The following is a 14,656-nucleotide window of genomic DNA, read 5'->3' on the forward strand; positions in this document are numbered from 1 at the left end:
GCTGGGGGGGCCGGGGCTGTGAGGTTGTACTGACGGCGCTGGGGGGCTAGCGGCGGCGCGAGGAGGAGCGCTTGCGCGACTTCTTGGCGGCTGTGCCCGTTTTTTTGCCGCTCTTGCGGGCCTGCTCCAGGCCGAGCTTGATGTTCTGCAGGAGAGCGTTGGAGGTATAGGTGGCGCCGGTCACGGCGTCGACCTTGAGCTTGAGGGCCTGGCTCACGGTCTTGCCTATGTAGTGCGGAAAGATGCCGCGCGCGGCCCGGCGCATGTATTTGGGCGACTCCTGGTTGGCCAGGGCCTCGATGCTCTCGATCTTGCCATTGCTTATGGTGATGTTCAATGGCGTTGGGCCCTGGTAGCCCATCACTTTCTTGGCGATGTCGCCGGTGTAGATGACTTTGCTTTGAGCCGTGGCTGGCATGGCTGCCCACAGGGCGGCGGCCACCAGGGCAACCGATAGAATGTTTTTCATTTTTTTGACCTTTCTTTTCTTTAAAATATTACTATCTGACATAAAAAATTAGATTTCACGCGCTCTTGCAGCCCGCATGCGGCGTGGCAGCCACCTGGAGCTGGCATGGAATGCAAAGATAACACAATAATCCTTGCCAGTGGACATGGCAGGCGGCAGGAAATTAAGAAATTTAACATTTTTACTGTTAACAGGCCGTCAAAAACCAATTTTTGTTTTTTTTATGTCCGGTTTTTGAGTTACCTTTGTTAATTGTATCGGGGCCAGGACAGGCCTCTCTCAAAGCTGACAAAGAAACTGAATGGAAGAAGACATTACAACGTGTATCGAAGTGCTTGAGCGGGGCGGTCTCATCCTCTACCCCACCGACACGATATGGGGCATAGGGTGCGACGCCACCAATCCCGAGGCCGTGAAGAAAGTGTACCGCCTCAAGCACAGGGCCGACAACAAGGCGCTCATCGTGCTGCTCGACAGTGCCGAGCATCTCGACCACTATGTGGTCGACGTGCCCGAGATGGCCCGCGAGCTCATCGATGTGGCCGTGAAGCCGCTCACCATCATCTATGACGGGGCCTACAACCTGGCACCCAACCTGCTGGGCGACAACGAGAGCGTGGGCATAAGGATATCGCACGAGAAGTTCTCGCAAGAGCTGTGCGCGCGCTTCGGCAAGCCTGTGGTATCGACCTCGGCCAACGTGAGCGGCGAGCCAGCGGCAGCGACATTTGCCCAAATCAACCCTGCCATTGTGCAGGGTGTGGACTATGTGGTGAAGTACCGGCAAGACGACACGGCGCCGCACTCGGCCTCCAACATTATCATGCTGAGCAGCGACGGCACATTCAAGATACTGCGATAGCTCCTTGCCGAGCAATCGATAGCGCTAACGCGCGCACACACACTACGACAATCACCCCGATGATAAGCGAACGAGCACAACGGCTGAAATATGTGGCAGGCGACTACATCACTGCCAATCTCGCATGGCTGGGCTACAACTGCGCCCGCTTTGCGATGGGGGGCGTGCGCGGCTACCAGTCGCTGCACACCTTCTTGACGAGCGATGTGGTGAAGCTCGAGCAAGTGGTGTTTCCGCTCATCATGATGGGGGTATACTACCTCTCGGGCTACTACAACGAGGTGTTCAGGAAGTCGCGGCTCAGCGAGCTCATGACCACGCTGTCGTCGACCTGCGTGAACGCGCTCATCACCTTTTTCATAGCGCTCATGAACGACATGACCGCCGACAACCGCGCCTTCAACAACGAGAGCGTGCTTGTGCTGCTGGGCATCATGTTTGCACTCACCTATGTGGTGCGGGCCGTGATCACGGGCTACACCTCGCACAAGATAAAGAGCCGGCAGTGGAGTTTCAAGACCCTGATCATAGGCGACGGGGCTGCGGCCTATGCCTTTGTGGGCAAGCTCGAGCACATGCGTGCCTCGCTGGGCTACGACATTGTGGGCTATGTGCACATACCCGGCGAGAACGGGGTGAAAGACATCGAGAAGCCTCGCTACAGCCTCGACGAGGTGGCCGGGGTGTGCCAGCGCGAGGGCGTGAAAGAGCTCATTGTGGTGCCCACCAAGCAAGACTCGGCCCAGCTGCTGAGTGCCATCAACCGCCTGTTTTCGATCAACCTGCCCATCAAGATCACCCCCGACAAGTACAACATCCTGCTCTCGCGCGCACGCCTGAGCGACCTCTACGGCGACCCGCTCATCGACATCTCGAGCAGCAACATGAGCGCCGGGGGGCAGAACATGAAGCGATTTTGCGACGTGGTGATCTCGGCCGTGGCCATGGTAGTGCTCATCCCGGTCTACATTGCGGTAGGCCTGATCATCAAGTGCGACTCGCACGGGCCGGTACTCTACAAGCAAGAGCGCCTGGGGCGGCACAACAAGCCGTTCCACATCATCAAGTTCCGCACCATGGTGGAAAACGCCGAGCAGCAAGGCAAGCCGCAGCTCTCGAGCGATGCCGACCCTCGCATCACCCGGGTGGGCCACTACCTGCGCAAGTACCGCGTCGACGAGCTGCCGCAGTTTTTCAACGTGCTGCGCGGCGACATGTCGATAGTGGGCCCGCGCCCCGAGAGGCGATACTATGCACAACAGATACTCGAGCGCGAGCCAGCCTACTCGCTGGTGCACCAGATAAGGCCAGGCATCACCTCGATGGGCATGGTGAAATACGGCTATGCCCAAAATGTTGACGAGATGGTCGAGCGGCTGCGCTACGACCTGCTCTATCTCGAGAACATGTCGCTCATCAACGACTTGAAAATCATAGTCTACACCGTGAAGATTGTATTCACCGGCCGGGGTGTTTAACTCAATAAAATGAAAAAGCGATGACAACAACGGCTGAACCAGAAATAACAACAGCAGCAGCGAGCAGCAACGAGAAAGAAAGCAAGGGGTGGTACTTGCGCCTGATACTGTGGCGCGAGAAGCACATTCCCGAGAAAACCTTTGTGGTGATGCTGGCCATCGTCATCGGCATTGCCTCGGGTCTTGCCGCCGTGCTGCTCAAGTTCTTGATAAGCACCATCTCGACCGTGATCAACAGTGTGGGCGTGACCACCCAGGCCAACTACTACTATCTGCTGTTTCCCATCGTGGGCATTCTGCTCTCGGGGCTCTATGTGCGTTATGTGGTGCGCGACAACATCTCGCACGGCGTGACGCGTGTGCTCTATGCCATTGCGCAGAAGAAGAGCCGGCTCAAGACCCACAACATGTATGCCTCGCTCGTAGCCTCGTCGATCACCATTGGGTGCGGCGGCTCGGTGGGAGCCGAGGGCCCCATCGTGTTTACCGGGGCAGCCATAGGCAGCAACCTGGGCCAGGCCTTCCGCCTGTCGCCCCACCTGCTCATGATGCTCGTGGGCTGCGGAGCTGCGGCAGGCATTGCAGGCATCTTCAAGGCGCCCATAGCCGGGGTGCTGTTCACCGTCGAGGTGCTCATGCTCGACCTCACGGCCGGCAGTGTGATGCCGCTCATCATGGCCTCGGTGGCAGGTGCCACGGTGAGCTATGTGTTCACGGGCTACAATGTGGAGTTTTTCTTCAGCCAGAGCGAGCCGTTCTACACCTCGCGCATCCCCTATGTGATCGTGCTTGGAGTGATGTGCGGCTTTGTGTCGCTCTACTTCAACAAGACCATAGGCCTGATGGAAGACGTGTTTGGGCGCATGCAGGGCCGGTGGCAGCGATTCATGCTGGGCAGCGTGGTGCTGAGTGTGCTCATCTTCCTGTTTCCGCCACTCTTCGGCGAGGGTTACGGGGCCATCAACAATCTGCTCAACGGCGATGTGGCCTCGATATTCGACAACAGCCTGTTTTATTCATTCCGCAACAACACGATGTCGACCATCCTCTTTGTGGGCGGGCTGTGCCTCTTCAAGTCGTTTGCCACCAGTGCCACCAACGGCGGCGGCGGCGTGGGCGGCACCTTTGCCCCGTCGCTCTATGTGGGCTGCATGGCGGGCTTCTTCTTTGCCTACACGCTCAACGCCGTGGGCTTTGCCAGTCCCAGCGTGCCGCTTTCGATCAAGAACTTCGCCCTGCTGGGCATGGCTGGCGTGATGGCCGGCGTGATGCAGGCGCCGCTCATGGCCATCTTCCTCACGGCCGAGATGACGGGCGGCTACTCGCTGTTTCTGCCACTGCTCATCGTGGCAGCCATCTCCTACGGCACCTGCCGCGTGTTCACACCCTACAGCATCTACACCAAGCGCCTGGCCAAGCGAGGCGAGCTGCTCACCCACCAGAAGGACCAGTCGGTGCTCACCCTGCTCAAGATGGACAGTGTGATCGAGACCGACTTCATACCCGTGCACCCCGACATGTGCCTCAAGCAAATGGTAGACGTGATATCCAAGAGCAAGCGCAACCTGTTTCCGGTGACCGACAACGACAACAACCTGCTGGGTGTGGTGCTGCTCGACGACATACGCAACATCATGTTCCGCCCCGACTTGTACCGTCGCATGAAGGTAGAGCGCTTCATGTCGATGCCGCCGGCCAAGGTGGAGCTGGGCACCCCCATGGAGAAAGTGATGAAAACCTTCGACGACACCAAGGCCTGGAACCTGCCTGTGGTCGACAAGGGCAAGTATGTGGGCTTTGTGTCAAAATCCAAGATATTCAACTCCTACAGGCAGGTGCTCAAGCACTACAGTTATGACTGACGGCATGGGAAACTGTAGAGAGCATTTACAGTGCAAGACAACGATGCAGCGACGTGGCATTCAATACGCTTAAGTTCATATTGTTTTTTCCCTGTGTGTGTCTCGTGACATGGATATTGCCACGTCGGTGGCGCAATGCCTTCATGCTGGCAGTGAGCCTGGCCTTCTATGCCATGTGGCGCCCGCTGTGCAGTGTGTTTCTTCTGTGGATTGCGGGCGTGAGCTACGCTGGAGGCCTGCTGGCCACCAAGTGCGGCAAGAGGCGCCAGGCGGGCCTGGCAGCCTGCCTGGCACTGATGCTGTTGCCGCTTGCCTTCTACAAGTGTATCGCTCCTGCCGATGCCATTGTGCTGGCAGCGTTGCACGCCTGCGGGCTGGGGCTTGACTTCAACGGGCTGAACTGGATGATACCCGCAGGCCTGTCGATCTACACGCTGCAGGCCGTGGGCTACGTGGCCGATGTGGCCCGGGGCAAGGTGCCGCGCGAGCAGTCGTTGCTCAACCATGCCCTCTATCTGAGCTTCTTCCCAACGGTGCTTTCGGGTCCCATCAACCGCTCGTTCGACCTGATGCCGCAGTTCAGAGAGCACCGGCTGGGTTTCGACAAGACACTGGCTGGCAGCGGCGCCCGGCTGGTGGTGTGGGGCATGTTTCTGAAGGTGGCAGTTGCCGACCGCTTTGGCATCTACACCAGCGGCGTGTTTGGCCACGCCATGAGCCACAACGGTTTCTCGCTGCTCTTTGCCCAAGTGTGCTATCTTTTCCAGATGTATTGCGACTTTGCCGGTTACTCCTACATTGCCCAAGGATGCGGCCGCCTGCTGGGCATCGACTTGAAGGCCAACTTCTCACAGCCGCTGTTTGCAATGGGTGCAGGCGAGTTTTGGCACCGGTGGCACATGGCCCTGTCGGGGTGGCTGCGCGACCATGTCTACATTCGGCTGGGCGGCAGCCGGTGTTCGAAATGGCGCACCTGTTTCAACATCATGGTCACCTTTGTGGCCAGCGGTTGCTGGCACGGCGGCACTGTGTGCTATGTGGCCTGGGGCTTGGTCAACGGCGTGCTGGTGACCCTGAGCCACGCGCTGCCGCTCAAGCAGTGGAGGCGTCACGTGCCGGCGCGCGTGGCCGTGACAGCAGTCACCCTGGTGCTCATGGCCATGAACTTGACATTTTTCCAGTCCAACTATATCCAGATATTCACCCAGCTGTTTACAGCGCCATTCAACGCATTCCACATCATGCTGCCTGCCTACTCGGTACACGCCACAAGCGTGATGTGCTACATGGCCTTCACCTTTGTGGTGGTCATGCTGCGCGACGTGCAGGCCGAGTGGCAAGTGCTGAAGCTGCCGCGACCAGTCTCGCTGGCAGGCTACGGGATCGTTGTGATACTCATCTTGCTCATCGGCGTCATCGACAGTGGGCAATTTATATATGTAAAATTTTAGCGCATGCGACGGTTTATTGGCACATTTCTCATCATGCTGGCGGTGATTGCCGCCTGCGACCAGGCACTGGGGCCCGTGCTGGGCGATGCCTACAGCCGTGTGCACCGCGACGAGATAGGCAAGCTCAACTATATTGCCGACAGCGCCCGGGCCGATATCGTGATACTGGGCTCGTCGCGCGCGTTGCACCACTATGTGCCACGCATCATCACCGACTCTACTGGCATGAGCTGCTACAACTGCGGCATCGAGGGCAGCAACATCTTTCTCAACTACGCGCTGCTGCGTGCACTGCTGCAACGCTACAGGCCCAGGGTGGTCGTCTACGAGCTGCAGTACGGCTACGACGCCATGCGCCACAGCCAGGCCAACAATCCCGTCAACAAGATACGCCCCATGAGGCAGCTCAGGTGTCGCGACAGCATGCTGGCCGACATCGACCCCATGGAGCGCGTGCGCATGCTCTCGGGCATATACCCCTACAACTCGCTCATTGCCGAGATATGGCTGGCCAGCCACCGGAGCGACAGCCCCTACAACAACAAGCTGGCCGACAACGGCTATGTGCCGCAATTCGGCGTCATCAAGCCCCAGCACGAGCCCTACCCCAAGTTCACCCGCGAGCTCGATGCCAAAAAAATGAGCTACCTCAAGAAACTTGTGGAACAATGCCAGTCGCGGCTCATCGTGGTCACATCGCCCTACTTCGACCCGCAACCCGACATGCTGAGCGTGCACAAGCCCGTAGTAGACTTGTGCAAGGCGCACCACGTGCCCTACATCTATCTTGCCCAAGACCCTAACCTTGTGGGGAAAGCCCCTTGCTGGGACGATGCCGGCCACCTCAACGACCGCGGCGCGCGCATCTTCACCCGCGAGATGATACACCGGGCCAAGAAAGCCCGGCCGCAACTGCTGGCTCCTGCTGGCAACAAACATTCGACTACAACAATATACAACAACACTACAACATGGAGAAAAAAGACTTAAGAATCGTATTCTTCGGCACGCCCGACTTTGCCGTCGAGAGCCTGCGGCGGCTTGTGGAAGGCGGCTACAATATCGTGGGCGTGGTCACCATGCCCGACAAGCCGGCCGGCCGCGGCCACCACATGTACCAGAGCGACGTGAAACGCTATGCCCTCGCCCAGGGGCTGCCCCTGCTGCAACCCGTGAAGCTCAAAGACGAGGCCTTTGTCGAAGCCCTGCGCAGCCTGCAGGCCGACTTGCAAATCGTGATTGCTTTCCGCATGCTACCCGAGGTGGTGTGGGCCATGCCACGGCTGGGCACCTTCAACCTGCACGCTTCGCTGCTGCCCAAGTACCGCGGCGCCGCTCCCATCAACTGGGCCGTGATGAATGGCGACACCGAGACCGGCGTCACCACCTTCTTTCTCAAGCACGAGATCGACACCGGCGACATCATCGAGCAACGCAAGATACCCATTGCCCGCACCGACAATGTGGAAATCGTGCACGACAAGCTCATGCACCTGGGTGCCCAAATGGTCATCGACACCGTCGACTCAATTATCGACGGGACCGTCAAGACCACGCCCCAAGCCCAAATGCTCACCGCCGGCCAGCAACCCACACCTGCACCCAAGATATTCAAAGACACCTGCCGCATCGACTGGAACCGCACTGCCGAAGCCCTCTACAACCACGTGCGCGGCCTCTCGCCCTACCCTGCAGCTTGGACCGAGATTGTAGACGCCACAGGCAAGGCACACTCGACCAAGGTGTTTGCCACGGGCCAGCCTCAAGCCAAGCCCGAGGGTGAACTGCCTGGCACCGTCACAAGCGACGGCCGGCACCTGTGGGTGGCCTGCGCCGACGGACGCCTCGAAATCACACAGTTGCAAGTAGCTGGCAAGAAGCGAATGCCTGCCGATGCTTTCCTGCGCGGCTTCAAGATAGAAGACGCCCATTGCGACTAATCAATCCCGACAATACAATCAACACTAAAAAACGATGAAATTAAAAACATTACTGCTTATCCTCATCGCCGCGACATGTGCAGCAACGATGCACACTGCGGCACAAAACCCGAAACGCGAGTTTCGTGGCGTGTGGCTGCCCACCGTGGGCGACCGCTACTACCAGAACCACACCACTGCCGAGAACAAGGCCTACCTGCTCAACATCCTCGACAGCGCCCAGCTCACACACTGCAATGCCATCATCTTCCACTGCCGGCCACAGGCCGATGCCTTCTACCCCAGCAAGCTGGAACCCTGGAGTCTGTGGCTCAGCGGCAAGGCCGGACAAGCCCCCGACCCCTACTGGGACCCTATGGAGTTTATGGTGACCGAAGCTCACAAGCGCGGACTTGAGCTGCACGCGTGGATCAATCCCTACCGAGTGGGCTCGGAGTCGCAAATATGCGACAGTGCCCTCCTGCGCAAGCATCCCGAGTGGTTCTTGAAATACGGCAAGCAATACTACTTCGACCCAGCCTATCCCGAGTGCCGCGACTTCATCAACCGCGTGGTGGCCGACATCGTGACCCGCTACGACATCGACGGCCTGCACATGGACGACTATTTTTATCCCTATCCCATCAAGGACACCGACTTCCCCGACACCACCAGCTACGCACGCTACGGCAACGGGCAGGACAAGGGCGACTGGCGCCGGGCCAATGTCGACTCGCTCATCGCCTCGATGCACCGCACCATCGCCAGCATCAAGCCCTGGGTGCGCTTCGGAATAAGCCCCTTCGGAATATGGCGCAACAAGAAAACCGACCCCAAGGGCAGCGACACCAACGGCCTGCAATGCTATGATGCCCTCTATGCCGACTGCCCCAAGTGGACCCGCATGGGGTGGGTCGACTACATGGTGCCGCAACTCTACTGGCAGATGGAGCACAAAGCCGCCAGCGACTCGGTGCTCATGGACTGGTGGAACGACAACGCCAACGGCCGCGACATGTACTATGGTCTGGCCATACGCAACACCATGAACTATGCCAATACCCACGACAGCAACATTCCCACTCAGCTCGGCCAAAAACTGGACAAGATGCGCAGCCTCGCCCACGTGGGCGGCGTGGTGTGGTGGCCCTGCTATGACCTCACAGGCAACTACAAGGGCGTGGCCGACTCGCTCATGGCCCGCCAGCAGTCGACGCTTGCCCTGCCGCCCATGTATCCCTGGCTCGACAACAAGGCTCCAGGCGATGTGGTGAAGCTCAAGAAAAAGCACAACACGCTCACCTGGCAAGCCCCGGCTGCCAGCGACGAGATGCAACGCGCAGTGAAATACGTGGTGTATCGCTTCAAGAAAGGCGAGAAAATCGATACCAGCCGCGCCGAGGCCATCGTGCAAATAAGCGATCAAGCCTCCTATGTAGAAACCGCCAAGGGCAAGTTCACCTATATTGTGACCGCCGTCGACCACTGCAACAACGAGTCACGCGGCGTGAAGAAATGACATAGCCCCGCAACAAGCCTCCAGGCTTGACACCCACACGAGGGAGCAAGACATTGAGCAAGTCTTGCTCCCTCATGTTTTTTTTCCATGTTTTCGTTGCCTTGCTGCCCGCACCGCCCACACCCATCGTGGGGATAAAATCGCGAGAAATCACAACTTTGGGGGATTACATGAGAAAAAACCACGCTCTACTTTTGCATGAAAGAATTAAAGAGATGTGCAAACTGCACACCATCACACTTGCACACAATAGTATCACATCATAAAATTCAATTGTAATGAAACAATCCTACATCTTCTCGGCCCTGCTACTGGCCATGACCGTCATGCCAGCGTGGGCACAATCCTCAGCCAGCCTGAGCAACGTTGACTCGCAGTGGGGCAAACTGCTGGTGAGCAGCGGTGTCAAAACCACCACCACAGGCGGACAGCTCGTGAAAGGCAATGACGGCAGCTTGTACATGCTCGCTGCTGCAGACACCAAGACCAGTGCCGACGTGGTGAGTATGGGCGACACCCCCATCGCCAACGGAACACAGAACTCCAGCACATCCTACAACCAGAATTTCGTATTGTCGAAGCTCAATGCCAGCGACGGCACCCCTGTGTGGACAGTGGCAAGTGTGACGGGTGAAGTAGCCACCACCCAGCAATGGGCAGCCGCAACGAGCGACGGCGGTGTGATCGCAGCCTTCAGCATGCGCCACACCTACGGCAGGCTGACCGACAGCATTGCCCTGGTCGACGCCACAGGCGACACCACTACCGTTGACTGGGCGCTGGAGACCGGTGCAACCGAACGCTACTATCGCCTGGCTGTGATGAAAGTGACGGCCGACGGCGCTATCTCCTGGATAAGGCAGATTGCAGTCAACCACGACCCGCAGCCAGGCGCCACAAGCGACGCCTATAAGAAAATCACCCCCACAGGCGCCTATCTCTACGGCATGACGGTCGACAGCAACGACAACATCTACTTGAGCGGCCGTGTGTGCACAGCCCTGACCCTAACCAAGGCCGACGGGTCGACCGTCGACATCACCGCCCACAACGTGGAAGGCTGGAGCGGCGACCCACAGAAAAGCGTGGGCAGCCTCTATATCGTGAAACTCGATGCCCAAGGCAACTACTTGAACAGCATCACCAGCGGCGGCGCAGCCACTTGCGAGGCGATGCGCGGCATGAAGATCAAGAACAACACACTCTATGTGTATGGCGTGATCCAGGGACTCGCAGGCACCGACATCACCCTCGGCGACAAGCGTGTGACCATGACCGGCGCCAACACCAGCTGGGCCACAGCAAACCTGAGCCTCGACCTGGATAAAGTGAACTTCTTCAAGGTATACGAGTCTACGCTCAGCGGCAGTGCCATCAACAACCCCAACATGATCGTCAACGACAACGATATCTATCTCATGGGCCAGTGCAAGAACGCAGTCGATGTCGAGGGCACTACAGTCTCAACCCCCAGCACACGCAATGCCATGCTGCTCAAGGCCGATGCCGCTACCGGCACCCTCGAGGCAGCCATCACCGATGCCACAGCATTCTCGAGCTTCTTCGACGCCTTTGAAGACCAAAACCAAAACATCTACCTGGGTTACTACACCCTCAACGGCGCGCTCAAGCTTGTGAAATATGACGAGGCTACACTCACCAAGCAAGACGAGGTGCAACTGTTTTCCAACTGTGCAACAGGACAAAGCCTTGTGGTTGACGGTCAAAACCTGTATGCAATGACGCGTTGCAAAGGCAGCAACCTGACCTCGAAAGCACCTGCAGCAAGTGCCAAGGCCCCGTTTGTAGTCAATGCCACCGAGTATTCATGCTTGATTTCGGCCTACACGCTGCCCTTCACAGCTTCGACAGCCGTGAAAAACGTGAATGCCGAGACGACGGCAACCGAGGTGATCTACTACAACCTGCAAGGCATTGCAAGCAACGAGCCTCAACCCGGCATCAACATTAAGGTCACCACCTATAGCGACGGCAGCCGCGAGGCAGTGAAGATGATGAAGTGAAGTAGCAACAACACACACACTATTGCCATCGAGCACGTGCCTGCAAGTGGCACTGCGATGCACAATCGAGCAGGAGGCTGACACCTGATGCAGGAGTCGGCCTCCCGCTTCATTACTCCTCGCACCCCCCCAGGGCGCGAAGACCGGCTATCATCGCAACTGTTGGCGACTGTGCACCCGAAAAATACCGCAAAAAGGGGATTTCGGCAGCATGACGGCACCAGTAATTTTGCACCAACTTATGAGCATAACAATCAGAAATTACATGTTGCTTGTGCTGGCAGCCCTGAGCGCAAGCAATGCCCTGGGTGCATCGTTCACCCTGCAAGGCACAGTGAGCGATGCCGGCACCAACGAGCGCATCGCCTATGCCACCGCAGCAGTGCGCCCAGGCGGGAAAGCACAGGCTACCGATGCCGGCGGCCACTTCTGCTTCAAGCTCGACCCAGGCACCTATGTGCTCACCGTGTCGATGGTGGGCTACACAACAAGCACGGCAACCGTGGTTGTTGCTGCCGACCGAAACCTCGACATCAAGCTCAAGCCCAACTCCAAGGTGCTGCAAGAAGTCGTCGTCACCGCCAAGGAGCAAACCGGACTCACCAGCGCCTCGCGCATCGACCGCGATGCCATGGCACACTTGCAGCCCACCAGCTTCACCGACCTGCTCGAGCTCCTGCCAGGCAACATGAGCCACACCCCCGACATGGGCAACGTGAACAGCATCCAGTTGCGCGAGACAGGACCCATGAGCGCAACAGGGGCAAAGATACACAACGAGGACTACGACATCAGCTCGCTGGGCACGCTCTTTGTCGTCGACGGGGCACCCCTCAATGAAGACGCCAACTTGCAGAATGTGCCCACGACCGACGTCAGCCAGCCCGAATACAAGCGCGATGCCACCAACCGCGGCGTTGACATGCGCACGATATCGACCGACAATATCGAGAGCGTGGAAATCGTGCGAGGTATACCGTCGGCCGAGTACGGCAACCTCACCAGTGGTCTGGTCAACATCAAGCGCGTGCGCAAGGCCACGCCGTTCACCCTGCGCTTCAAGGCCGACGAGTACAGCAAGCTCGTGAGTGCCGGCAAGGGATTTTACCTGGGGCACAGCAATCATATCATGAACGTCGACGTCAGTTACCTCGATTCAAAAATCGACCCGCGCAACAACCTCGAAAACTACAAGCGTCTCAACTACTCGACCCGGTTCAACTTCCAGTGGGAGACGGCTGGAACCAAGACCCAGTGGACGATGGCTATTGACTACACGGGCTCGTTTGACAACGTGAAGACCGACCCCGACATCAGCACGACCAAGGTAAACGAGTACAAGAGCGACTACAACCGCATGGCCTACACCAGCGATCTCAACATCAACCTCTTGAAGCAGTCGTGGCTCAACCGCATCAACCTGAACACGAGTTTCAGCTATGAGGGCAACCGCCTCGAGCGCCGCAAGCAAGTGGCCCCGCAACGTGCCAGTGTGGCCCCCACGTCGATGCAAGAGGGCGTGCACGACGGCCAGTACCTGCTCAGTGAGTACATAGCCCGCTACGTGAGCGACGGCAAGCCCGTGAACGTGTTCTTGAAACTCAAGGGCGAAGGCGTGCTCACACTGGGTGGCCTGAAAAATGACTACAAGGTGGGCGGCGAGTGGAACTATGCCAAAAACTACGGCAAGGGGCAAATCTACGACCTCACACGGCCGCTATCGGCCTCCTGGGTGACACGCCCGCGTGCCTACAAAGACATTCCCGCCCTGGCAACACTCTCGTGGTATGCCGAAGACAACATCACCGCCCATGCAGGCCGCCACAAGATAGAGTTGCAGCTGGGACTGCGCTCCATTCAGCTCACAGGCCTGAACAGCCGCTACTACCTGAGCGGTCGCATGTATCTCGATCCCCGCCTCAATGGCAAGTGGACACTCCCGCAGGCAACCGTGCTGGGCCACAAAGCCGAGATCTACCTGGCTGGCGGCTACGGCCTCACAACCAAGATGCCCACTACCGACTATCTCTTTCCTCAAGTGCACTACAGCGACTTCATCCAGCTCAACTACTACGACATCTACAATCCGGCCGAGCACAGCCGCGTGAACCTGCGCACCTATATCAACGACCGCACCAACTACAAGCTGAAACCCGCCGTCAACCACAAGTGGGAAATTAGGTTGGGTGGCCAAATAGGGAAAAATCATTTCTCAATCGACTATTTCAGCGAGAAAATGACGTCGGGGTTCAGATACTCATCGGTATACTCCCCCTACCAATACCGCACCTACGACGCCAGCGGCATCAACGCCCAAGCGCTCAGCGGTCCTCCCAGCCTCGAGAGCCTTCCCTACCAGGAAGTGACCGTGCTCGACGGCTACACACGCCCCGCCAACGGCAGCCGCATCGACAAGCAAGGCATCGAGTTTGTGATCAACACCGCCCGGTGGCAACCGCTTGCGACAGCACTCACCGTGACCGGTGCATGGTTTCGCAGCACCTACAGCAACTCTCAGCTGCTCTTCGACCCCGTGAGCATGGTGGTCGACGGCAAGGCCGTGAGCGACTACTATGTGGGATACTACAACTGCAACAACGGCCGCGTCAACGAACAATTCAACACCAATTTCATGTTCGACACCCAAATCACGCCATGGGGCTTGATATTCTCCACCTCGATACAGTGCATGTGGTACACCAGCTCGCGCAAGCTGTGGCAAAACGGCGTGCCCGACTACTACATGAGCGCAGCCGACGGGCAACTCCACCCCTACACCGAGCAGATGAAAACCGACCCTGTGCTGCAATACCTGGTCAAGAGCTACAACGATGTCGTCTACAAGAAGCAGACCACACCCATCGCCCTCTATGTCAACCTGAAGGCTACCAAGCGCATAGGCAAGCACCTGAAGATTGCCGTCTTTGCCAATCGCATGATCGACTACCTGCCTTCCTACAAGAGCAACGGGCTCACGGTGAGGCGCGCCAGCGACCCCTACTTCGGCATGGAGCTGAACTTTGACTTGTGAACCAAAGAACTACAATAAAACACAACAAAAATAAAACACAA

Annotated in this window: 10 protein-coding genes; 9 read left to right on the plus strand and 1 reads right to left on the minus strand. The window is 57.9% G+C overall.

Annotation, left to right across the window (positions count from 1 at the left end):
* Positions 1 to 46 precede the first annotated feature (46 nt).
* A complete protein-coding gene (locus GF423_RS02860; RefSeq protein WP_206113340.1) occupies positions 47 to 469 on the minus strand; it encodes an FMN-binding protein in 423 nt (140 codons plus the stop codon).
* 301 nt (positions 470 to 770) lie between these two features.
* On the opposite strand from GF423_RS02860, the gene GF423_RS02865 reads away from it, so the two are divergent.
* The 9 genes from GF423_RS02865 (at position 771) to GF423_RS02905 (ending at position 14,615) form a co-directional block, all read left to right on the plus strand.
* Positions 771 to 1,331, plus strand: coding sequence for an L-threonylcarbamoyladenylate synthase (locus tag GF423_RS02865; protein WP_154326957.1), 561 nt, complete (start codon positions 771 to 773; stop codon positions 1,329 to 1,331).
* A 59-nt stretch (positions 1,332 to 1,390) separates the two neighbouring features.
* Complete coding sequence (locus tag GF423_RS02870; RefSeq protein WP_154326958.1) at positions 1,391 to 2,809, plus strand: sugar transferase; 1,419 nt, start codon at positions 1,391 to 1,393, stop codon at positions 2,807 to 2,809.
* Positions 2,810 to 2,829: 20 nt separating this feature from the next.
* The gene (locus tag GF423_RS02875; RefSeq protein ID WP_154326959.1) at positions 2,830 to 4,671 is read left to right on the plus strand and encodes a chloride channel protein; all 1,842 of its coding nucleotides are present in this window, start codon (positions 2,830 to 2,832) and stop codon (positions 4,669 to 4,671) included.
* Positions 4,672 to 4,775: 104 nt separating this feature from the next.
* The gene (locus GF423_RS02880; RefSeq protein ID WP_154326960.1) at positions 4,776 to 6,122 is read left to right on the plus strand and encodes an MBOAT family O-acyltransferase; all 1,347 of its coding nucleotides are present in this window, start codon (positions 4,776 to 4,778) and stop codon (positions 6,120 to 6,122) included.
* 3 nt (positions 6,123 to 6,125) lie between these two features.
* Complete coding sequence (locus GF423_RS02885) at positions 6,126 to 7,112, plus strand: alginate O-acetyltransferase AlgX-related protein (protein WP_154326961.1); 987 nt, start codon at positions 6,126 to 6,128, stop codon at positions 7,110 to 7,112.
* Positions 7,094 to 8,062 (plus strand): methionyl-tRNA formyltransferase, encoded by a 969-nt coding sequence (gene fmt / locus GF423_RS02890; protein ID WP_154326962.1) that lies wholly within the window; start codon positions 7,094 to 7,096, stop codon positions 8,060 to 8,062. The genes GF423_RS02885 and fmt overlap by 19 nt, the downstream gene beginning before the upstream one ends.
* 34 nt (positions 8,063 to 8,096) lie before the next feature.
* Positions 8,097 to 9,560 carry a glycoside hydrolase family 10-like protein gene (locus tag GF423_RS02895; protein ID WP_154326963.1) on the plus strand — a complete coding sequence of 488 codons (1,464 nt, stop codon included), beginning with the start codon at positions 8,097 to 8,099 and terminating at the stop codon, positions 9,558 to 9,560.
* 278 nt (positions 9,561 to 9,838) lie between these two features.
* Entirely contained in the window at positions 9,839 to 11,584 is a 1,746-nt protein-coding gene (locus tag GF423_RS02900; RefSeq protein ID WP_154326964.1) for a hypothetical protein, read from the plus strand.
* Positions 11,585 to 11,825: 241 nt separating this feature from the next.
* Positions 11,826 to 14,615 carry a TonB-dependent receptor gene (locus GF423_RS02905; protein WP_235911515.1) on the plus strand — a complete coding sequence of 930 codons (2,790 nt, stop codon included), beginning with the start codon at positions 11,826 to 11,828 and terminating at the stop codon, positions 14,613 to 14,615.
* Positions 14,616 to 14,656: the final 41 nt, after the last annotated feature.

Source organism: Sodaliphilus pleomorphus (assembly GCF_009676955.1).
Classification (GTDB): domain Bacteria; phylum Bacteroidota; class Bacteroidia; order Bacteroidales; family Muribaculaceae; genus Sodaliphilus; species Sodaliphilus pleomorphus.

Bases quoted from the DNA above. Each gene is read 5' to 3' on its own strand.
- GF423_RS02860 (WP_206113340.1), bottom strand. From the start codon at position 469: ATGAAAAACATTCTATCGGTTGCCCTGGTGGCCGCCGCCCTGTGGGCA.
- fmt (WP_154326962.1), top strand. From the start codon at position 7,094: ATGGAGAAAAAAGACTTAAGAATCGTATTCTTCGGCACGCCCGACTTT.
- GF423_RS02900 (WP_154326964.1), top strand. From the start codon at position 9,839: ATGAAACAATCCTACATCTTCTCGGCCCTGCTACTGGCCATGACCGTC.
- GF423_RS02875 (WP_154326959.1), top strand. From the start codon at position 2,830: ATGACAACAACGGCTGAACCAGAAATAACAACAGCAGCAGCGAGCAGC.
- GF423_RS02885 (WP_154326961.1), top strand. From the start codon at position 6,126: ATGCGACGGTTTATTGGCACATTTCTCATCATGCTGGCGGTGATTGCC.
- GF423_RS02895 (WP_154326963.1), top strand. From the start codon at position 8,097: ATGAAATTAAAAACATTACTGCTTATCCTCATCGCCGCGACATGTGCA.
- GF423_RS02865 (WP_154326957.1), top strand. From the start codon at position 771: ATGGAAGAAGACATTACAACGTGTATCGAAGTGCTTGAGCGGGGCGGT.
- GF423_RS02870 (WP_154326958.1), top strand. From the start codon at position 1,391: ATGATAAGCGAACGAGCACAACGGCTGAAATATGTGGCAGGCGACTAC.
- GF423_RS02905 (WP_235911515.1), top strand. From the start codon at position 11,826: ATGAGCATAACAATCAGAAATTACATGTTGCTTGTGCTGGCAGCCCTG.